Annotated in this window: 21 protein-coding genes; 1 reads left to right on the top strand and 20 read right to left on the bottom strand. The window is 44.3% G+C overall.

Features of this window, described 5'->3' with window-relative positions; genetic code table 11:
• Positions 1–13: 13 nt before the first annotated feature.
• From NSS92_RS15495 to sigY, 9 genes are all read right to left on the bottom strand, one after another.
• Positions 14–319, bottom strand: coding sequence for a PTS sugar transporter subunit IIB (locus tag NSS92_RS15495; RefSeq protein WP_024423869.1), 306 nt, complete (start codon positions 317–319; stop codon positions 14–16).
• 122 nt (positions 320–441) lie between these two features.
• Positions 442–2,385: a BglG family transcription antiterminator gene (locus NSS92_RS15490; protein WP_340869082.1), complete on the bottom strand. Its 1,944-nt coding sequence runs from the start codon at positions 2,383–2,385 to the stop codon at positions 442–444.
• Positions 2,386–2,622: 237 nt separating this feature from the next.
• A complete protein-coding gene (locus NSS92_RS15485) occupies positions 2,623–3,237 on the bottom strand; it encodes a class F sortase (RefSeq protein WP_267586933.1) in 615 nt (204 codons plus the stop codon).
• A gap of 59 nt (positions 3,238–3,296) precedes the next feature.
• Complete coding sequence (locus tag NSS92_RS15480; protein WP_340869079.1) at positions 3,297–4,688, bottom strand: copper amine oxidase; 1,392 nt, start codon at positions 4,686–4,688, stop codon at positions 3,297–3,299.
• 125 nt (positions 4,689–4,813) lie between these two features.
• Positions 4,814–4,927 (bottom strand): hypothetical protein, encoded by a 114-nt coding sequence (locus tag NSS92_RS15475; protein WP_223250414.1) that lies wholly within the window; start codon positions 4,925–4,927, stop codon positions 4,814–4,816.
• Positions 4,928–5,009: 82 nt separating this feature from the next.
• Positions 5,010–6,380 carry an NADP-specific glutamate dehydrogenase gene (gene gdhA, locus NSS92_RS15470; RefSeq protein ID WP_267586935.1) on the bottom strand — a complete coding sequence of 457 codons (1,371 nt, stop codon included), beginning with the start codon at positions 6,378–6,380 and terminating at the stop codon, positions 5,010–5,012.
• Between the two features lie 310 nt (positions 6,381–6,690).
• Positions 6,691–6,903 (bottom strand): hypothetical protein, encoded by a 213-nt coding sequence (locus NSS92_RS15465; RefSeq protein WP_039182469.1) that lies wholly within the window; start codon positions 6,901–6,903, stop codon positions 6,691–6,693.
• On the bottom strand, positions 6,900–7,211 hold the full coding sequence (locus tag NSS92_RS15460) for a YxlC family protein (protein WP_267586936.1): 312 nt from the start codon (positions 7,209–7,211) through the stop codon (positions 6,900–6,902). The genes NSS92_RS15465 and NSS92_RS15460 overlap by 4 nt, the downstream gene beginning before the upstream one ends.
• Entirely contained in the window at positions 7,208–7,741 is a 534-nt protein-coding gene (sigY, locus tag NSS92_RS15455) for an RNA polymerase sigma factor SigY (RefSeq protein WP_251216151.1), read from the bottom strand. The genes NSS92_RS15460 and sigY overlap by 4 nt, the downstream gene beginning before the upstream one ends.
• A 461-nt stretch (positions 7,742–8,202) precedes the next feature.
• Between sigY and NSS92_RS15450 the strand changes: the two genes are divergently transcribed.
• Entirely contained in the window at positions 8,203–9,240 is a 1,038-nt protein-coding gene (locus NSS92_RS15450) for a pectate lyase family protein (protein WP_445661656.1), read from the top strand.
• Positions 9,241–9,297: 57 nt separating this feature from the next.
• Here NSS92_RS15450 and cydC read toward each other — a convergent pair whose 3' ends face one another.
• From cydC to isdE, 11 genes are all read right to left on the bottom strand, one after another.
• The gene (cydC, locus tag NSS92_RS15445) at positions 9,298–11,031 is read right to left on the bottom strand and encodes a thiol reductant ABC exporter subunit CydC (RefSeq protein WP_340869071.1); all 1,734 of its coding nucleotides are present in this window, start codon (positions 11,029–11,031) and stop codon (positions 9,298–9,300) included.
• On the bottom strand, positions 11,021–12,757 hold the full coding sequence (cydD, locus tag NSS92_RS15440; RefSeq protein ID WP_340869069.1) for a thiol reductant ABC exporter subunit CydD: 1,737 nt from the start codon (positions 12,755–12,757) through the stop codon (positions 11,021–11,023). The genes cydC and cydD overlap by 11 nt, the downstream gene beginning before the upstream one ends.
• Positions 12,757–13,773 (bottom strand): cytochrome d ubiquinol oxidase subunit II, encoded by a 1,017-nt coding sequence (gene cydB, locus NSS92_RS15435; protein ID WP_340869067.1) that lies wholly within the window; start codon positions 13,771–13,773, stop codon positions 12,757–12,759. The genes cydD and cydB overlap by 1 nt, the downstream gene beginning before the upstream one ends.
• Positions 13,760–15,175, bottom strand: a complete 1,416-nt coding sequence (locus NSS92_RS15430; RefSeq protein WP_340869065.1) for a cytochrome ubiquinol oxidase subunit I — start codon at positions 15,173–15,175, stop codon at positions 13,760–13,762. The genes cydB and NSS92_RS15430 overlap by 14 nt, the downstream gene beginning before the upstream one ends.
• A gap of 323 nt (positions 15,176–15,498) precedes the next feature.
• A complete protein-coding gene (isdG, locus tag NSS92_RS15425; RefSeq protein WP_340870046.1) occupies positions 15,499–16,614 on the bottom strand; it encodes a heme oxygenase in 1,116 nt (371 codons plus the stop codon).
• A 7-nt stretch (positions 16,615–16,621) separates the two neighbouring features.
• Entirely contained in the window at positions 16,622–17,635 is a 1,014-nt protein-coding gene (locus tag NSS92_RS15420; protein WP_340869063.1) for a FecCD family ABC transporter permease, read from the bottom strand.
• Entirely contained in the window at positions 17,632–18,570 is a 939-nt protein-coding gene (locus tag NSS92_RS15415; protein ID WP_340869061.1) for an ABC transporter substrate-binding protein, read from the bottom strand. Before NSS92_RS15415 ends, NSS92_RS15420 begins: the two co-directional genes overlap by 4 nt.
• A gap of 18 nt (positions 18,571–18,588) precedes the next feature.
• Positions 18,589–19,338: a class B sortase gene (srtB, locus tag NSS92_RS15410; RefSeq protein WP_267586944.1), complete on the bottom strand. Its 750-nt coding sequence runs from the start codon at positions 19,336–19,338 to the stop codon at positions 18,589–18,591.
• Between the two features lie 26 nt (positions 19,339–19,364).
• Positions 19,365–20,135: an ABC transporter ATP-binding protein gene (locus NSS92_RS15405; protein ID WP_340869058.1), complete on the bottom strand. Its 771-nt coding sequence runs from the start codon at positions 20,133–20,135 to the stop codon at positions 19,365–19,367.
• Positions 20,122–21,108, bottom strand: a complete 987-nt coding sequence (locus NSS92_RS15400) for a FecCD family ABC transporter permease (protein ID WP_142946166.1) — start codon at positions 21,106–21,108, stop codon at positions 20,122–20,124. Before NSS92_RS15400 ends, NSS92_RS15405 begins: the two co-directional genes overlap by 14 nt.
• A 33-nt stretch (positions 21,109–21,141) precedes the next feature.
• Positions 21,142–22,029, bottom strand: a complete 888-nt coding sequence (gene isdE, locus NSS92_RS15395) for a heme ABC transporter substrate-binding protein IsdE (protein WP_340869056.1) — start codon at positions 22,027–22,029, stop codon at positions 21,142–21,144.
• Positions 22,030–22,080: the final 51 nt, after the last annotated feature.

The following is a 22,080-nucleotide window of genomic DNA, read 5'->3' as shown; positions in this document are numbered from 1 at the left end:
CCCTCCGCCCCCTTTATCCGTTCACTAACTGTTCAGCAGATTTTAAAACCTCGGCGCCATTACATACGCCATAATGCACGGTATTAATGACGTCTACTGGAATTCCTTTTTCTTCTCCGAGCTTTTTCATTTGTGGTAATAAATATCGAACCTGAGGTCCTAATAAAAGCACATCGGCTTGATCAATATGATTTTTCGCAGAATCTCCAGATACTGCCCAAATACGATATTCTTTTCCTTGTTCTTGTGCGCTTTTCTCCATTTTTGTGACAAGTAAGCTTGTGGACATACCTGCTGCGCAAACCAATAAGATGTTCATGTGTAAACGCCCCCTTTTCAAAGTGTGAAGCTATTCTTTACACATTCATCATATTATGAAACCGCTTTCATAAACACCCATACTTTTTCCTTTAGGAAGCGGAAAAAGTTAAGATCACACAGTTAGTTCTTGTACGAAGGAGCCTTTTTATACATGATATCAAGCATGTCTTCAAATGTGTCACAGGCGATAAGGTGCTGAATGAATTTCACATTATGCACAAGCTCCCCCAGCAGGCGGTACATGCCTTTTAAATCTTTGGCATTCTCTTTTTCGACACAAAGCAGGCAGACAAATTGAACCTTTTTTTCTCCCCAAATGATTGGTTTTTCTAATGTACATATCGCCCAAAACGTCTCATCTGTCAGCGGCGTCATCGGGTGCGGGATCGCTGTATAATGCCCGAAAGAGGTAGGGGCAGCCTCTTCTCTTTCCATGACAGAAGGTGTAAGCTCTGCTGGTGCTAAGCCCATATCGATGACTTTTTGCGTTAAAAAGGTGATGACCTCTTCCTTTGTGTGAAAGGCGCGTTTTGTAAAAATCAATTCCTTTTTCATATATTGAGAGGCCAATGTCACTCTTGTTTCACTCGTCAGGGCTTCTTCAATTTTTAAAAAATCGCCGCCTCCCAAAATGGTGTTCACTTGAATGACTGGAACCGGTAAATCCATATGAATTGGGATCGTTGTAATAATCAAATCCAAGGCATGTAAAGAGACATGCGGAAGCGAATATAGCTCTGCTGTTCCTAAAATGGTCAGCTTTGACCCAAATTGTGACCGCAAACGATCCTGCAGCAGCCTTGCACTCCCTGCACCAGACGCACAGACAATGAGACACCGCTTCGGCGGGATCTCCATTTTCCTCCGCTCTAAAGCCGCACCAAAATGAAGCGCCATATATCCGATTTCGTTCTCATGAATACTCAGCCCCTCCTCTTCTTCAAGGACTCTGCTGGCGATAATCCCCGCTTCAAAAGCAAGGGGATACCCCGCTTTTATTTCATCAAGCATCGGATTTCTTAAGTTCATTCCATATTTACATCGGTTTATGGCAGGCTTTAAGTGCAGACTGAGTCCAATCATTAGTTCCGTATCGCCGGCCAAATCAAGCTGCAATTTTTGATCAATGGCTTTCAGCATGAGCTGTACAAGCCGGCTCGTGTCATCATCTACAATTTGTTTTTGACCGCTCGAAGAAAAGGACTGTACCATTTTGGCTGTTCCTAGCAAATGAATGGTGATATAGACGATTTCCTCTTGTGGAAATGAGACGTCCAGCAGCCCTTCTAGACGCTCCACCATTTTTTTAGCGACCTTGTATTCTTTTGCCCGCGGAATGTCGTTGATTTCCTCTGGAAGAACAGATACATAGTTTCCGTGTCTAATTCGTTTGCAGGCAATGGCAACATGAACGATTAAATTATTCATGCAAATGTCTGATAGATTCATGCCTTCCTCATTGATATAATTGATCATTGTTCTCTGAATCAATTCGAGTTCATGCTTTGGCAAAATCGTGACCGCTGTGTTCAGCATCGTTTGATAAGAACGACGTTCATTGAATAAATATTCTGACATGCAATAACGGATTTTCATCTCTGATCCCTTGATTCGGCAGCCTTTGCTTGGCTTCGCTTCCAGCTTCAGATCAAAGGGCTCCAGCTTACGTTTGACCGATTTCACATCGTTGCTCATCGTTGATTTACTAATAAACAGCTGCCCCTGTAAATCCTCTAGCTTCACATAGGATTCTGCCAGAAGAAGCCTTTTTAAAATAAACCGAACACGCTCCTCTGGCAGCACAGCAAGCGGCTCTTCCTGCTCGACCTCCTCCTTCATAAAACGGCGAAAGGCATTCTCATCGTTGATCAACAGCTCATAGCCAGCTCCTCTAACAGCAGTTACAGCCGCTCGATAAGGGGCAAGACGGTCGTTCAGTTCTTTAATGTCTGTACGAATGGTGCGGCTTGTCACTTGTAAGCTGGCAGAAAGCGCAGCGCTTGTGAGTGGGGTCTCAGCTGCCATGAGCTGACTTAAGATGTGCGCCAGTCTTTTACTCAGCATCAGATCGGCCTCCTTATGTAGGGGTGGAGAATCTGCCTTGTCTGGACAGGTTGTATACGCTTGCAGTTCTCTTCATTACTCATATTCTACTGAAAAGAAATAAAAATTGCCAACTCATTTATATGACAAATGCCCCTATTTATACAACTAACCATATCTAATGTCCTATGAATCTTTTTGGAAGATACTTGCGAAAACCACGAAAAAAAGGCGTACACCTTCGTGTATCCGCCTTCTTTATGAAGAGATCAGCTGGGTAAAGACAACCAATCTTTTTTTATGCGTACCTGCTGCATGATCAAATGTCCCTGTACAAGTGATTAAATTGAGATTCCGTGTAAAAGCGTATCCAAAAAACGCATTGGGCTTCTCTTCACGCGGATAGCTTCTTACTTTTATGACTTCAAAAGTTCGCTTTTTTCCTGATGAGGACGTGACGATCACCTTATCTCCCTTTTTTAGCTCCTTTAATCGATAAAAAACCGATGGCCCCCATTTATTATCTACATGGCCATTCATGACAGCATTCCCTTTATCTCCTGGCTTTGGACCATCTTCAAACCAAGCCGTGTTGTCTGTATCCTGAGGGACACCCATGCTGCCATCCTTTGATAAAGCTGTTTTCTCCACTTTTGCTTTGACATCAATCGCGGGAATGGCAATTTCAGCTGGAACAATACCAGACGGCGCATCTTTTAATGTATCGTGTGAGTGGCTCTGTTTCTCAGCTTGATGTGTGGTCATTTCATTAGAAGCTGGTATGTTTTTTGAGGATGACGATTCATCCGTTGCCTGTGATGAACAGCCTGTGATGATGAGAAGCGAAAGAATACTGAGCAGCCAATTCTTCATCTAAGCCGGCCTCCTTTTGAAGAAAGGAACGGCACGATTGTGCACGTTCCCGTCTGTCTTTATGAGTTAGAATTTGATGCCTTACGGCGAATGAGGAAGAATGCACCTGCTGCACCGCCTGCTAGGATCAAACTTGCGATCATTCCCGCAAATGCTTCATAGGACATGCCTAAAGGACCGGCTGTGCCTCCCATACCTGTTTTCGGCATTTCATTAGGCATGTTCGATTTAAACAGTTCAGGGTGCTGATCAACAATCGCTGCTGCGACATCTTGACCAACCATGAACATATGACCATAAGCCTCTCTCACTGTCGGATAAAGCTGATCATATTCGCCATTATGGTAAGACGTATATGTTTTGATCAGCTCATCAATATGTGTTTTCAAACCAGCCTCTAAATCAGCTGCCTTCAAACGTCCATCTGTCGCTTGATCTAGGAATTTCGCTTGCTTCATTCGATACGCATCTAAATCTTTGACAGCCTTTTCTTTTGCTTGATGATCCCCTGATGCATCCGCCTTTACATAATCAACTAAATAACCGATATGGCTTGACCAAATGTCTTTGAATTGTTTTCCTGCATCCTTACCATAAACAGATGCAATCGCATCAGATAAATCATTTGTGTTTTCATTTAAAGCCGCTGCTGCTTGCTCAAAGTCCTTGCTGCCATCATTTCCTTTTTGCATGGCAACTACCGCAAGCGCCAAATGCTCTGAGAACAAGTAGTTTAAATCTTCACGAAGATCCGCTGCTGGTGTATCCACTGACTTTTGATCAAATTTCCCAGGAAATTGATCTGTGATGGCCCATGAAACGCCTTTTCCTACCTCAAACATATGATGAATGGATTTTCTAACCGTTTCATGGGTCGTATCAAAATCCTTTTCAGTGTAGCTGTCAAACGCTTTTAGCAGTTCATTCACATGCATCTTCAAGCCTTCTTCAAGCTCACTTGCTTTCAATCTGCCGTCTGTTGCTTGATCGAGCATATCGGCTTGTTTCATTCGATATTGATCAAGCTGCTTCATCGCTTTCTTTTTACCTGCATCATCTTTTTTCGCTGTGGCTTGTACATAGTCAACAAAGTAGCCGATATGACTTGACCAAATGTCCTTGAATTGTTTGCCTGCTTTTTTTCCATACACGGAGGCTATTGCATCTGATAAGTCATTCGTATTGTCCTTTAAAGCCGCCGCTGCTTGATCGAAGTCTTTACTGCCGTCAATTCCTTTTTGCATCGTGATCACTGCTAAATAGGCATGCTCTGAAAACAGCTGATCTAGCGCTGCTCGAAGATCTGTTGCTTTATTTGACACCTCTTGTGACGAAGACGTCTTTTTCGTCTCCCCATGCATATGTCCTTCGTGTGCACTTGCGCTATGAGCCGCTGGGAATAGTAACGCTGCGCTCAGTGGAATGGTTAACATTGCTTTCTTCATGTTCATCTTTTATTTCCTCCTCTTTCCGTTTGTTATGTACTTAACGGAGAGAGGGATGAAATGGATCATTCGATTCATTTATTTTTTTCTTACAACGCAGGATCTGTATGTTTGCATAAAAAAAAGCCGGATTATCCGGCTGATACGTTACGACGTTTAGATGCTTTTCGCTCTTTATATATTTTTCTCACCACTGGATAAATCACAGGTGCCCATTTGACAATTTGTTTCAGCCATTTTTTCATTTCTCCCGCGCCTCCTTATTGTCATTCTTAAAGGACGATTCCCCATCTTGTCATGAAATAAACAGGTGCGGGAGAGCAGGAGTTAAATCACGCCTTGTGCGATCATGGCATCTGCCACTTTACGAAATCCTGCAATATTTGCTCCAACCATGATGTTCCCTGAGTGTCCATATTCGTCTGCTGTCTCTGTACACTGACGATAAATAGACTGCATCATTTGTTTCAGCTGATCATCTACTTCTTCAAATGTCCAAGACATTCTTGCACTGTTTTGTGCCATTTCCAGTGCTGATACACCTACTCCTCCAGCATTGGCCGCTTTTGCTGGCGCAAACAAAATACGATTCTCTTCAAATACTTTGACCGCCTTAAGAGTGGATGGCATATTGGCTCCTTCTCCTACAGCGATGACACCATTTGCTACAAGCTGCTGTGCATGCGCCTCTGATATTTCATTTTGTGTTGCACATGGCAGCGCAATATCACAAGGAACGGACCAAATTTGTTCGCAATCTTCAATTAATTCGGCATGCGGGTGAATGTCTATGTATGCCCCAATCCGCTGATTCTCGACTTCCTTCAGCTGCTTGATGGTCTCAAGTGAAATCCCTTGAGGATCATAAATCGCTCCGCTTGAATCACTACAAGCCACAACCTTACCGCCTAATTCAATTACCTTTTCCATTGCATAAATAGACACATTTCCTGAACCCGACACAACAACTGAACGCCCTTCAAATTGGAGCCCATGTGCTTTCAGCATTTCCTCCATGAAGTACACCAGTCCGTAGCCTGTTGCCTCTTTTCTCGCTAAGCTGCCTCCGAATCCAGGGCTTTTCCCCGTGAGTACACCCGCTTCATAAGCACCGCGCATTTTCTTGTACTGTCCGAACATATAGCCAATTTCGCGTGCTCCTACACCAATATCACCTGCTGGCACATCTTGATCAGGTCCAATATATCGGCCGAGTTCACTCATAAAGCTTTGAACGAAACGCATGATTTCTCCATCAGACTTTCCTTTAGGGTCAAAATCCGATCCGCCTTTCCCTCCGCCAATCGGCATACCAGTCAGTGCGTTTTTAAAGATCTGTTCAAACCCTAAAAACTTGATAATGCTTGCATTGACGGTTGGATGGAAACGAATGCCTCCTTTATAAGGACCGATGGCACTATTGAATTGAACCCTAAAGCCTCGATTGACTTGTACTTTGCCCTCATCGTCTACCCATGGCACTCGAAATACCACAAGCCGCTCAGGCTCAATGAGCCGTTCTAAAATGCCCTGTTTTTCATACTCTGGGTGCTTCGCAAAAACTGGGACGAGTGATTCCAGAATTTCTTTTACGGCTTGCTGGAACTCCTCCTCGCCGGGATTTCGTTTTTCCACCTCTTCTAACACACGGTGGATGTAGCTTTGTGCTGTTTGTGCTGCTCGATCTAAGGTCAACATGTCGCATCTGCCTCCTTGTAGATATCTCCACACTTTTAATTGTTAGATTTTCTAACGCATATTGAGATTAATTTAACACCAATTGTAAAATCTGATCAATATTGATAACAGATGAAAATGATGCCGAATTGAGATAGATCAAGCAGCCGCAGCGATTGTCTTAAAAATAAGCGCTCAAGGAATGACTAATGTGCTAGAAATGAACACGCGGATGTTTCTCGTCCCGCTTTCTTTGACAAATACATGAATCATGATGAATTTCTAGCTGGTTTTCCATCGAAAAAAGGGTCAAAAGTTTGATCGGATGCACTCAATCTTTTCGGAGCTTCCCGCCTCTTTTTCGATCAGGTAACACAACACAAAGCCAATATAAAATAGAAGACGATGGAAAGTTAATGAGACCGACAATTCCCCAAAACCACTTGTAACGCCCTCTTTTCTTTGCATCCATAAATAAAAGAAAGCCCTGTGCAAACAATAACGGCAAGACGCACAATAAGATGATCATTTCCGTCTGACTCATAAGGAAGACCCTCCTTTGATATGTTGATATTCCTTGTAGCCAACAACAAAACAGATGGGTACGCTCACTATTTGGAGAAGAATGAAGATGATAGGCAAATGGGTAATGGCAGCTGCAAAGAGTGCCAAAATGGTCAAACTGATCAGAACGTATGCCAGTACTTCTTGTTTAAAACGCCTTTTCTCTTGTTCCTTCGCCTGTTTCAGCATCATCATGACCGCCTGCTCACTTGGCTTTTCCACTTCAATTTGTTCGTCTAGCTGCCGCAGCTCTTCTTTTAAACGTTCGGTCAAACGATCTTCCTTCATAAATCCCACTCCTTTCGAATTTTCTTTAATCCATGATGGACCCTCGATTTCACAGTGCCTTCTCTCATTCCGAGCATTGAAGCAATTTCTGGATAGGTAAAGCCATAATAATAGTGCAGAATAATCGGTGCTCTCTCCTGAGCCTTTAATTCATTTAAAGCATCCCACATGTCATGCCATGTGTTCCCCTTTTGCTGAACGTCCCATTTAAAGCGGCGTATGGCCTCCTGATTCGCTTTTCCTTCTCTCATTTGTTCACGTTTTCTTTTCTTCTGGTGATCTAAAAATTGCCTAGATGCAATCGAAATGAGCCAGGTTGAAAATAAGGCATCTCCTCTAAATGAAGAAAGTTTCATATACGCTTTCAGCATCGTTTCTTGCATGATTTCCTCTGCCAGCTCTTGTTGAAGGGTCAGCTTCAACATATATCGGTAAAGAAAGGAATAGTGATGCCGATAAAGGGCTGTAAACGCGGCATCATCTCCCTGTTTTGCCCGCTGAATCAATAATGTCTCTTCTGTCTGCTCCAAACACGCCCCTCCTTCCTTTTCTTCTCTTATTCATGAGACGACACGGATGACAATATCGTTTAAAATAGACCTTATTTTTTAGCATATCTTCTATGATTCTCGTTTTATATCCAATTTTTTCTTATGTAATGATTATGGCATTCCTTCTTCTCTAACAAAATGATGCGTTTATAATCATCTTGATTTTCTACCAAACGGAGAGCCTCCTCTCCATAATCAAGATGTCATCCTCATACCTATCGACAATGGTCCTTATCTCATGAAGATGAAAATGAAATAATCATTGGCTTAGTTTCCTAGAAAATCATGGAATATGCTGCGTCTATTCTTAGCCGATGATACCTTTTTGCATGCTATGCTCTTCCTACATTCCGAATGAGGCGATGCTTGTGAAGGAAGGAGGAGTGGTTGAATCACAGCTTATTTTGGAAACGTTTTCATTAAAACAAATTAGAATGGAGATGTTGACTTTGAAGAGAAAAGTTCCAATGTTAGCCGGTGTATTAGCTGTTGGTCTCGTCACTTCATTATTTGCACCAAACGGGGAGGCAAAGGCAGCAGCCAAATACCCAGAAAGCCCTTCTATTATGGCCAACTTTAATCAACAAGGCTTCTCCACATTAAATGGCGGCACAACAGGCGGTGAAGGCGGTAAAACCGTGACAGTCAAAACTGGAAATGAACTATTGGCTGCCCTCAAAAATAAAGGAACAAACGAAAAATTAAAAATTGTTGTAGACGGGACGATTACCCCTTCTAATACATCAGCCAATAAAATCGATGTGAAAGATACAAATAATGTCTCAATCGTCGGTAAAGGGACGAACGGCGAATTTAATGGGATTGGCATTAAAGTTTGGCGTGCCAATAACATCATCATCCGCAACTTGAAAATCCATCACAGCAAAATCGGTGACAAAGATGCCATCGGGATTGAAGGCGGTTCTAAAAACATATGGGTCGATCATAATGAACTGTACAACACATTGAATTCTGGGAAGGATGACTACGATGGTTTATTTGATGTAAAAAATGACTCTGACTACATTACCTTCTCGTGGAACTATGTACATGACAGCTGGAAAACAATGCTCATGGGCAGCTCCGATAACGATAACTACAATCGTAAAATTACGTTCCATAACAACCGCTTTGAAAACCTGAACTCTCGTGTACCGTCTATGCGCTTCGGGGAAGGACATGTCTTTAACAACTATTATAAAGACATCCTGACAACTGCCATTAACTCACGTATGGGCGCGAAGATGAGAATTGAACACAACGTATTTGAAAACACCAAAAATGCGATCGGAAGCTGGGACAGCAGTCAAGTTGGGACATGGCATGTCATCAACAACTCTTATATTAACAGTACAGGCAGTCTGCCAACGTCTTCAACAGGTACGTATAACCCTCCTTATAACTACTCTTTGCTTAACGTGAACAATGTCAAATCAGAAGTGATATCAAATGCAGGTGTTGGTAAAGTAAACCCTTAAACCACAAAACGTTCGGGCAGAGATTTCCTGTCCGAACGTTCTTATCATTTCATTCATTTATATTGTAGCAAACGGACGATCCATTTCATACAGCTTTTGATAACGCGTGTTTTCTTTTAGTAAATCCTGATGCTGACCCTGCATCTCAATACGCCCGTCTTCAATAAACATGATGCGGTCACACGCCTCACAGCCAGTGAGATGATGGGTAATCCAAATAACTGTTTTCCCTTTTAACACACGGAAGATGGTTTCAAGCAATTCACGCTCTGTCCGTGGATCAAGTCCGACAGTTGGTTCATCTAATACAACAACTGGTGTGTCCTGCAGCAAAATCCGGGCTAATGCCATTCGTTGTCTTTCTCCACCTGAGAAACGAACCCCTGTCTCCTGAACACCTGTGCGATAACCTTCTGGCAAAGACTCAATGTAATCATGCAGCTGCACTTGTCTTGCTGCTTCTTTTACCTGCTCTTCTGTCGCCTCTGGAGATCCTAAACGAATATTGTTTAAAACAGACGTATCAAATAAATAAGGCTGTTGATTGAGCACAGACACATAGGCAGACACCTTCTCTTGAATGCTTTGAACCGGTTTACCTTGAATGCTGACAGCTCCTTGATTTGGAACGACTGCCCCTTCTAACAATTTTAAAATGGTCGATTTGCCTGCACCGCTTTTTCCTAAGAGCGCGAGTGACTCCCCTTGCTTCAGAGAAAATGACAGGTCTTGAAGTACATATGGATACGTGTCATACCGAAAGGACACTTGATCAAAACAGACAGCTTCATCGTGAGAAAGGGTTGACTGATCCACTGCCTCACTCTCAGTTTCTCCTTCATATGACTGCTTTTCATAATGATGTAATCTGCTGACAGCATGCTGATAAACGGGAATATCACCTGCCGCATCTGACAGCGGAAGAAAGGCTTCTGTTAACGGAAACAGCACAAGCACAAAGGCTGCAATCAGTGTGTGCGACATGGATCCTGACTGAACGACCGAGCCGCTCCAATACACGACAAGCACGACAGCTCCTCCAATCAAGAGCTGTGCAAAAAATTGACGCACGCGGATAAATCGGTGTTTGGCTGCTTCAAGCGCTAACAGCTGCGCTTCTTTTTGTTCATAACCATCCACAAAATCTTTCTGCCTGCCGCTGAACAGCCAGTCACTAACGCCCATGACTGCATCTGTTAAATGGCTGTACAGTTCATTTCTGCCTTTTTTCATTTGAATTTGTCTTGCCCGGTTCACAAGCACTGTGACGTATGGGAAAACGAATACGAGAAGTGCCATATAAAGCAGCATCAGTCCAGCAAAAGGCCATGAGAAAAGGCCAAGTGCTCCAATGGATGCGGCATATAAAAGCAGTGCACCGATAGATGGAAAGATGGTTTTTAAATAAGCGTCCTGCAATCTTTCCACATCATCTGACAAGAGACCAAGCATTTCACCTGTCCCAAGCTTAGTCTGTTTGGCACTTCGTTCAGCCATGTCATAAAGGCGTACACGCATTTTCTCAATCATTGTCAAAATGAGCTGATGGCTTGCCAGCCTTTCTGCATATCGGGCAGCAGAGCGCGATATACCAAAGGTACGTACAGCCACAATCGGGACGTAGACCATGAGTATATTCTCAGGTCTTGTCGCGGCTTTTGAAATGAGAAATCCCGACGTGTACATCAGCATAGAAGCAGAGAATACCGCAATGGCTCCTAAAAATAAAACCAAGGCAAACAGCTTTTGATTCTCCTTGATATAAGGTATAAACCAGCCTTTACTGACCATGTGTGACCGCCCCCATTTGCTCCTGTACCAATTGATAATACACGCCTTTTCTTTGCATTAATGATTCATGCGTCCCCATCTCTGCGATGGTTCCTTGATCCATGACAATAATTTCATCCATGTCCGGCATCCAATGGAGCCTGTGTGTCGCTAAGAACACAAGTTTATGTTCAAACAGTGGAAGCATTGTTTTCTTCAGTTCATACTCTGTTTCAATATCGAGATGCGCCGTTGGTTCATCTAACAGCATAATGGAACGCTGACCCAGCACAGTTCGAGCAAGCGCAATTCTTTGCGCCTGTCCGCCGCTTAGCTCTCTTCCTTGTTCTCCAATGACCTCATCCAGACCGTTTGGCAGCTGCGTAACCAACTGAGATAAGCCAGCCTCATGCACAGCTCTTTCCACTTCTTCGTCTGTTGCATTCGGTTCATAAAAACGAATGTTTTCCTTTAATGTCATGTGAAATAAATAGGGATGCTGCGGCATATAGACAACTTCCTTTTGCCATTCCTTCATCTGTAAATGAACAAGCGGCTGGCCGTTTAGCGTGATTTGACCCGAAGACGGTTCAACAAAGCCGCCGAGGACATCGGTTAACGTCGATTTCCCTGAACCACTGGCACCAATGATGCCGATTTTTTTCTTCCCTTTGACAGTGAAATCTACATCCTGAATGGAATAAGGGGCAAGTTCATCATGCTGGACACAAACATCCTGCAGCGTGAGCACGGATGGTTCATCCCACTTATTCAGCTGCACCGATTGTGTCTCCTGCGTGCGAAAGCCCTTTTCTTCTAAAATGACCTGCATGGCTTCATTCGCTTCTTTTCCATTTAACGTTGCATGATAATCATTTCCCACTTCACGTACCGGCAGGAAATACTCCGGCGCCAGCATCAGCGCCGTCAAAGCCGGCAATAACAGAAGCTCTCCTTCAATTAATCGCAAGCCAAGAAAAACAGCGACAGTTGCAATCGATAGCATCGAAAAGAAATCGAGCGCAAACGATGACAGAAAGGCGACCTTCAGTGTACTCATGGTCGCTTTTCGATATCGCTTTGACACCTCCGCAATATTACGAGAGTGTTTTTTGCTGATACCTAAGTAACGCAGCGTCTCAAGGCCGCGGAGAGAGTCAGTAAAATGATTGGATAATTTCTCATATGATCTCCATTGTTTGGCCGCTTTACGCTGAGCAACAAGGCCTAGCAAAATCATAAAAATAATTAAAATTGGCAGTGTCACAATTAAAATGACGGCCGATGTTTCATCTAATGTCCACACATAGATAAGGACCATTGCCGGAATCACTGCCATGTTCACCATTTTCGGCAAAAACAGCTGTAAATACTGACGGTATTGAGCAATTCCTTCCATTGCTAAGGTGACAAGCTTTCCTGTCCCTTTTTTCTTTGCAAAGGCAGGCCCTAATCGAAAGAGTTGGTCTAGCAGCTGCTTTCTGACGTCTGCTCCAATTCGGGAAGAGTAGGTAAACATGACCTTCTCCCGAATCAAGGTGAGACCGTGCCGCACAAGAAAGGCAGCAAGAAACAGCAGGACATAAGGCGCTGCCTGCGAGAGGCTTTTCCCGTCAAACAGCGTTGTAATGGCATGTGCCAGCCACTGTGCTTGGAAAATAATACTTGCTCCTTGGATGAGTGACACAATACCTAAGAGGGCAAGAAGCCCTCTCATTCCTTTTAATTGAAGCAAACGTTTATCCATTAGTAGGTCATTGGCTCCTTACCGCTTACACGTTTACGGAAGACGTAATAGCTCCAAATTTGATACCCAAGCACAAAGGGCAGCAAAGAAACGGCAACAATCGTCATGACCGTCAGTGAATAAGATCCAGATGCAGCGTTTTGAATCGTGAGATCAAACGCATGGTCGATCGAACTAATCATGACGCGCGGGAACAATGCAGTGAACAGCATGGCCACCGTCACCATGATGCCTGCACCTGTAAATAAGAATGTCCAGCCATCACGTTCTTTTCTCATCAAAACAAGAGCAGCTACATAACAAACCACAATCAGCACAGTTAACGGAATGGTGATGATCGGGCGTACGGTATAAATATCTGTTTCAATGATGGACACACCGACAAATATAACAAGAACAGGAAGTCCAATGAGCAGGACACGCTGACCTAGTTTTCTTGCACGATCTCTTAAGTCACCCTCTGTACGAAGTGTGACGAAAATCAAGCCATGCAGCAGGCAAAGAACCGTCACAGCTAACCCGCCGATCACAGAGTAAAGATTAACAAAGTCCGTAAAACCAGCGTACATGTTCATGTCTTGATCAATTGGCATCCCGCGTAAAATACTCGTGAATAACACACCGAGCAAAAACGGCGGAAGCAGACTGCCAAAGAAGATTACCCAGTCCCACGCCTTGATCCAAGAGGCTTTCTCAACCTTCCCTCGGAATTCAAAGGCAACTCCGCGCCCAATGAGCGCTAAGAGGAGAACCGCAAACGGAATATAGTATCCGCTGAACATCGTGGCATACCAGTGAGGAAATGCAGCGAAAATAGCGCCGCCGGCAGTAATCAGCCAGACCTCATTCGCATCCCAGAAAGGACCAATCGTATTGATTAAAATGCGGCGCTCGTGCGCATCCTTTCCAAGCAGCTGCATGGACATCCCGACACCAAAATCAAATCCTTCTAAGAAGAAAAATCCAACAAACAATACTGCGACAAGAATAAACCAAATCTCATTAAGATATGCCATGATATGCGCCTCCATCAAATGGATCTGTAGACAGGTCCGTTTCATCCTTTTGATCTGTATCCTCTTCAGAATGTGCACCTTTTTTAATTTCTCGAATGAATAAGTAGGCAAGCAAAACGGCAAGAATCAAATACATCGCCGTAAAGCTAATGACTGAGAATAACAGCATGCCATACGATACGTTCGGTGAAATCGATTGAGCCGTCGTCATCATACCAAAGACGGTCCACGGCTGACGCCCGATTTCAGTCATGATCCAGCCTGCTGAGTTCGCAATAAACGGGAACGCAATCATCCCTACCATGAAGCGTAAAAACCATTTGTTCGTTTCGAGTTTCTTTCTAAAGCTCAAGTACAAGCCAATCATACTAGCAAAAATCATCAGCATTCCGGCACCGACCATGATTCTAAAGCTCCAGAATGTTGTTTTCACTGGCGGAATATAGTCTCCAGGGCCAAACTTTGCTTCATATTCTTTTTGAAGTGTCAGCATGCCTGGAACATCTCCACTGAACTTCGAATATGCCAAATAACTTAAGGCAAACGGAATATTGATCTCCGCAGAGTTTTCTTTTTTATCTGTGTCAATGTTGGCAAATAGTGTCCAAGCTGCTGGATCTCCACTATCCTTCCAAAGGGCTTCACTTGCTGCCATCTTCATTGGCTGTGATTTCATTAAATGCTTCGCTTGATCATGTCCAGAGAACGCTACACCTAAGCCAGAAATTAAAGCGAGGACCATTGCAATCTGGAATGATTTTTTGAAAAAGGCGATTTCTTGTTTTTTGATCATTTTATAGGCACTAACTCCCGCAATAAAGAAAGCTCCTGTTGCCAGCGCACCAAACAGAACGTGCGGGAACTCAACCCAAAGCTGCGGGTTCGTCACAAGAGCGCCAAAATCATTCATTTCTGCACGGCCATTTTTAATGGCAAATCCAACTGGCTCCTGCATAAATGAGTTGGCGAGTAAAATCCAAAACGCCGAAAAGATCGTACCAAGGGAAACAAGCCAAATGCACAATAAATGAATCTTCTTCGGCAGACGATCCCAGCCGAATATCCAAAGTCCAATAAATGTAGATTCAAGGAAAAAGGCCAAAAGTGCTTCAATGGCAAGCGGTGCACCAAAGACATCACCGACAAACCTTGAATAATCTGACCAGTTCATCCCAAACTGGAATTCCTGCAGAATCCCTGTTACCACACCTACTGCAAAGTTAAGTAAGAACAGGTGACCCCAAAACTTCGCCATCTTTTTATAGATGTCTTTTTTCTTGACGACATAAAGGGTCTGCATCAATGCGACGATAAACACCAAACCTATTGACATAGGAACAAAAATAAAATGAAATAATGTCGTTGAAGCAAATTGAAATCTTGCTAAAAACAGCTCACTCACAGCCTTACATCCTCCCTTACTTTCACATGCCGAACGATTCATGCTCACCATTTCACAAAATATTCACTATTTGTTCAATGTTTCACAAATAAAAGTCCATTTGAAATGGTTCACTCGGTGAAATTTTACTCTTGATTTTCATTCGGTTAGTTATTTATACCTGTACTTTACACCCATACGCTTCAAAAATAAAGTAAATTTTACCTAAAAATTGGATGGTATTGTGTCAGTTGTTTGAATACTTTGTCAAAAATATGTGACGGAAAATAAAAAATCGCAAAAAAATAGCGCTGCATGTGGGCCGCAGCGCTGTGTTTCTTTTTTTAGGCTTTTTTCTGTAAAGCAGGTCTTGTCACTTGGACTTCATAGTACGTAATTTTGTTTTTTAATAGGCCTTCAGGTTTCGCTTTTCCGTGAGGGTGTGCATCTCCAAATGCCTGAGATTTTGTCCAGTTCACAAAGTCTTCTTTTCGATTCCAGCGGGTATGAATGGTCACCTCATCGTAATCGGTTGTCTGCTGTGTGACCCAGACTTCCATGCCTAAAAATCCTTCCATGAATTCTACTTGTCCCTGCTTGTTAAAACGCTTAACAAGGTGGTCTGCACTGCCTTTTTCTACTCTAACCTGGTTGTTTACAATGATCATGTTTGGTTCATCTCCCTTTTGTTGTTGGATCGAAGCGATTGGGATAATGAGCGGATGCTCTCCATCTAGGTGAACCTCTGCCTGAATCCCAAAGACCTCTTTGAAAAAGTTTTCTGTTAATACTTCGTTTGGTGTCCCTATTTGGTAAACCTGACCACGCTTCATTGCAATCAGGCGGTCACAATATTTTGCTGCCTGCTGCAGGTCATGGAGAACCATTAAAATGGTGATCCCATGCGTTTCATTCAGCTGTTTGAGCAGCTCTAGTAAATCAAGCTGGTGCGCAATATCTAAGTAAGTGGTAGGCTCATCCAGAATAATCGTCTCTGTCTTCTGAGCCAGTGCCATTGCAATATACGCTTTCTGCCTTTCTCCGCCTGACAATGTATGCAGCATCCTGTTTTCATTCACGCGGCTATTTGTCACATCAAGCGCCCACTCTATCGCTTCCTGATCTGTCTTCGAGCTCTTTTTCCAGATCGAACGATGCGGACTGCGTCCAAGAGCAACCAGCTCACGTACTGTCATCGATGGGATAGCAGTTCTCGTCTGCATCAGAACGGCGATTTCCTGTGCAATCTCCTGTGCTGTCATTTCTTTTTGCGGTATATCGTGAATATAAATCATGCCGCTTTCAATCGGCGTAAGACGTGCGGCCGCTTTAATAAACGTCGACTTCCCTGACCCATTCGGTCCAATAATTCCTGTTACACTTCCTTTAGGCACAGCTGCTGAAATAGACGACAGCCGAAAGCCTCCTTGACTGAGACTCACGTCATCCATCGCAATCACATCCAACTTAACCCCTCCCTTTCTTTTTTAATAAATAGAGGAAGAAAGGTGCACCGATACAGGCAAGCAGAATACCAACAGGCAGTTCAACCGGTGTAAACCATACCCGTGCTGCTGTATCAGCAAAGACCACAAGTACGCCGCCGCCAAGCATTGAGATCGGCAGCAGGTACCGGTAGTCATCTCCAATTAAAAGGCGGATAAAATGAGGGATGACAAGACCGACAAATCCAATTAAACCGCTCACGCTTACAGCTGCACCCGCTAAAAGCGCGGCCAGTGCAATTAAGAAAAATCGGGTTCGCTCGACTCTAAGTCCGAGCAGCTGCGCTGACTCATCACCAAGCAAAAGAAGATTTGCCGGCTTGATCGCAAAAAAACAAAGACACAATCCAGCAAGCGCATAGGGTGACACAAAGCTCAGGTGATGCCAGCTTCGTCCATTTAATCCTCCTGATAAAAAAGGCAGAACAGCCTGCACACGCTCACTATAAAGCACCATAAACCCATTCATGACTGCACCAAGCAGGGCATTGACTGCCACACCCGCCAGAATCAATTTCAGTGGTGAAACCCCTTGGTCAAACGACAAAATATACACAACAAGTGCCGCTAATAAAGCGCCAAGGAAGGCAGCTGCTGGAAGCAGATATGTGAATTGTGGAAACACAATCATGCTGAGTACAGCGGCTAACCCGCCGCCGGCAGTCACACCGATGATCCCGGGGTCAGCGAGTGGATTTCGGACAACTCCTTGTAAAATTGCCCCTGATGCTGCGAGACAGGCCCCAACGATGAAACCTATGAGAACGCGCGGCAGGCGTAAATCCATGACGATTTTTTCATGGACAGGCTGGCCAGATCCCGTCAAAGCAGCGATCAAATCTGGCAGCGATAATTGAACAGAACCTAATGCAAGCCCTAGACATATGCCCACACCTAGCGAGAAAAGCAGTCCCGGTATAAGCCATCTTCGTCTCGACTGTCTTTTTTGAAAATCTAACTCTGCATTCATGTTCATGATGACAATCGCTTCAATCTCTTCTCTAGTTCATCAATCGCCTTTATCACGTCTGCGCCTGGATTCGTCCCGAATAAATCACTAGGCAGAATCTCCACACGGCCATTTTTGACAGCTGATACATCGTGCCATGCTGCATTCTGTTTCATTTCACTCATAAAGCCCGCTTTCACATCTTCAGGATTGCTGTGTGTCATGAGTAGAATGAGATCGGGATCGGCTTCGATCACCTTTTCTGCATTGATTTGGGCGTATTGAGGAAATTTTTCGAGTGCCGGTTCATTCTCAGCGATGTTTGCACCCCCAGCGATATGCAGTAAATCTCCGCTTAAGGATTGAGGAAGCGCCGCCATATATGTCCCGGGTGCACCGTACACAACGAGTGTTTTCACTTTTTTCTTAGGCTGCTTGACCTGCTTTTTCCGCTCATCAATTTGATCATTGAGTGCTTTAGCCTTTTGCTGCTTCCCAAGCAACTCCCCAAATAACGAGATTTGACGCTGGATGTCCTTCACTGAATTGGCGCTTGTCAAAAGAAGCTGTGAACCAATTCCTTCTATTGTAGAGATGTCCTTGCTGTTTAATTGTTCATTTCCAAGCACCACATCAGGCTTTAAGCTTGTGATCAGCTCTACATCAAATTGATGCGTTGTGCCAATCGTTTGTACGGACTTTGCCTTTTGTAAGCTGTCTGGTAACTCGGCAGTTGGCCGGCCAACCGCCTCACCGCCTAAAGCATACACAATACTCATGTCCCCGGACGACAAAGCGATGATACGCTGAGGGGATTCATCAAACGACAGCGTTCTTCCGGTAAAATCTTTTATCTTCAGTGCTCCTTGCCCGCTCCCTTTCTCTACAGGTGCTGCCTGACTGCATCCGCCGAGGAGAAGCATCAAGACGAGTCCCGCCAAGATCACATGTGAAAATTTCAACCGCCTGTCTCTCCTTTTCTAGTAAACTTTCTTTAGCTTTGCCTGTACCACGAGACGCCCGTTTTTAGGTGCAAGCACATGATCACAGGTCGATAAGGTGAGGATGAGGTCATCTGTGGACACGTCTGTCTTCGTTTGATAGATTGATTTCTTCCGCACAGCTTGCAAGTAGTGCGCATATTCGCCAAGATCTTGAAAATCGGTTTGAATATAGTCGAAGTCCACCGTCGTTTCATACACAGCAAAAATCTCCGCTTCATAGCTTTGATACAGCGTATCGTACTGAAATGTCCGGTGCTCTTGGAAGAAATCTTTTTTTAGATAGTTTGTGAGTCCAGCGAACATGGATCCATCCCTCATCCGATGGCCGTACACCACTGTATTTGGGCTTTCATGCAGGACATCATTACGATAATCCATAAAGATACTGCCTGCCCGGGTGTCGTTTTTCAAATAATTGCGAGTTAAGTAGAACGCATTATCGCGAGATTGAACGATCGGATACTGAATCATCGTGTCCTTCATATTGATCCAGCCGACAATGTCCTCATTCACCTTCCGCAGCTCATCGAATGACGAACGGATCTTTCCCGGCTCCCGTTTTTCATTCATTTCTTCATGTCCATACATCGTCTGGGCCTTTGCAAGCACCTGGCGATTTTGATAATAACCGAAAAGTTCGAAGCCGATGGCTGTACCGCTATAAATAAACACTCCTAAACAAACAATCGTCAGCATCCGCTGCCAGAGCCGTTTTCCTCGTTTCACACTGTCTCACCTGCTTTTTGCACAGCTTATATACCAACAGGCACGATGTACATCCCTGTTTCTGCATCCTGTCTAATCGTGACAGACACATCATAAATGTGCCGCACGTTTTCCTCTGTTAACACATCGTTTGGCTGTCCTTCACTGATAATCTGTCCATCCTTCATCGCTATGATGATATCGCTGTAGCGGACAGCCTGATTCATGTCGTGCAGCACCATGACAATGGTTAATCCATGCATGGCATTCAGCTCACGGATCAGCTCAAGAATGTCAAATTGATAGTAAATATCCAAATAAGTTGTCGGTTCATCTAAGAAAAGGATTGGTGTTTTTTGCGCAAGTGCCATCGCAATCCATACACGCTGCCGCTCTCCACCTGACAGTGAGGCGAGCGGCACCTTTCGTTTTTCCGTTAGCTTTGTACTGGACAGCGCCCACTCTATTGCTCTCTCATCCTCTTCCTTGTCTCCTCCGCGCATCGTCTGGTACGGCGTTCTGCCGAATGCCACGACCCGTTCGATCGTTAAATCAAGCGGCGCTTCATTTTGCTGATGGACGACAGCGAGCTTTTTTGCCAGCTCCTTTGGCTTGAACGCATTCAGCGCTTGCCCGTCTAAGTGAATCTGCCCTTTATTTGGACAATGATTATTCGCCATTAAGGAAAGCAGTGTGGATTTTCCCGAGCCATTTGGACCGATAATGGTTGTGATTTTCCCCTTTTCAATCTGTGTAGTGACCGATTGAACGATGTCCTTCTGCTGGTCATATGAGAATGACACCTCACGAATGTCCATGGAGACGGTCCCCCCTTCTTAATAAAAAGATCAGAAACGGCCCGCCAATCACGGCCATGATCGTAGAAGCAGGAATCTCATTTGGCGCCACAAGCGTCCTGCCAAGCGTATCAGCCGTCAAAATAAGCAAAGCCCCGCTTAACGCAGAAAATGGAATCAGTACCCGGTGATCCGAGCCGACAAGCCTTCTTGAAATGTGCGGAATGAGCAAGCCGACAAAGGCTATCACGCCCGCTACTGCAGCTGTCACCGCCGCAAGTAAAACGGCTGTGATGGAAATCAAAAGGCGCATTCTGGTCACACGCAATCCTAAATTTTTCGCTGTCTTGTCCTGAAGAGCCAGAAGGTTGCACCACCTGCTGAAGAAGAGTGCAACGACAAGGCCGGCGACACCATAGACACCGATTAAACGGACATCTCCCCACGTTTTCATCGTAAGATTCGATTGTCCTGACTGATTAATCGTGATATTGAAATAGCTGCAAATGGTCACAAATGCTTCAGCCATCCCAGTAAACATGGCATTGATGGCGATCCCAACCAAGATCATGCGGATCGGGCTTAAACCACCCTTCCAAGACAGGACGTACACGAGGAAACACGCAATAGCCCCGCCTAATACCGAAAATAAAGGAGAGTAGAAATAAAATTGAGGAAGCGCTGTAATCGCCATTAATGAAAAGAAGCTGGCTCCTGATGAAATGCCAATGACGCCGGCATCAGCTAACGGATTCCTCATGACCGACTGCAGCAGTACACCGGAGACAGATAAGGCGGCCCCTGTAAACATCGCGATAAGCATGCGGGGAATTCTCAAATCTTTAATGATTTCTACCTGTGCATGTTGACCGGTGATGAGCCCTTCCAGTAATTCGATTGGGGTGACATGAATGCTCCCAGTAATAGCAGAATAAACAAACACGCAGATCAGTAATAGACTGACTACCAGAAATAAAATCCCTGTTTTTTTCATCTTGAACGTCCTTTTATCATTAAGATTCGCCGCTTATGACGGATACAACATACGAGTCAATTCATCTAATGCTTCTGCTGCCTTTAAATTGCCTGTTGTGCCGAATAAGCTTTCTTCGAGGTCATACACCCGGTCTTGTTTGACCGCATTGAAATGTTTCCAGATGTCATTTGTTTTGAATTCTTCATCAAACATGCGGACGACTTCGTCTGGCATCCCATGTGCGGCCCGAAGAATGATATCTGGATTGGCTTTTTGTAAATACTCCGTATTGGATGCCAAATACTCCATTTTCTCACCTCTCACAATGTTCTTTCCTCCTGCGATACGTACAAGATCACCAATATATGAATTCTCTGTCGCCACCAAATAACTGCCTGGCACACCAAGTAAAATTAGAACGGACGGCTTGCGTTTTCCTTTCGTCCTCTCTTGTATATCTTTCTTTTTTTGCTCAAAGTCAGACACAATGCGCTTGGCTTGTTTCTTTCTGTCATACTGTTCTCCGAGCTTCGTGATAGCCTTCTCCATGTTAGCCATGCTCTCGAGATTTAGGTATGTGGCAGGGACACCTGCTTGCTGAAAGGGTGTCTCTAAATCATATTGAAGGGTTGTGACAGACAGGACATCTGTCGGTTGAAGTGATTGGATGATTTCCATGTCCGGGCTCATTGGGTTGCCGACTTCCGGCAGTCCTTTGTAACGAGCTGGCAAGGATTTTTGACTTGTTGGCACCCCGACAAGATCCACCTCTAAAGCATCCATGATCTCCGCAGCAGCTACAGTCGTGGCTACAATGCGCTCACTTGATTCAGCGCTTTTTTTGCCTTTTGCTGAGCTTTCAGCTGACTGTGAGCAGCCCGATAAGATCATGCATACACTGAAGGCAGCGATCAAGGTACATAACATTCGATGCTTCAAAAACAGAAGCCTCCTTTCGAAAAAAGAGAGTGGATGCGCCGACATAAATGG

The sequence above is a fragment of the Bacillus sp. FSL M8-0166 genome (assembly GCF_038008825.1).
In the GTDB taxonomy this organism is placed as follows: domain Bacteria; phylum Bacillota; class Bacilli; order Bacillales; family Bacillaceae; genus Bacillus; species Bacillus safensis.
The sequence above is the reverse complement of the archived record's forward strand: the minus strand, read 5'-3'. Positions and strand labels throughout refer to the sequence as shown.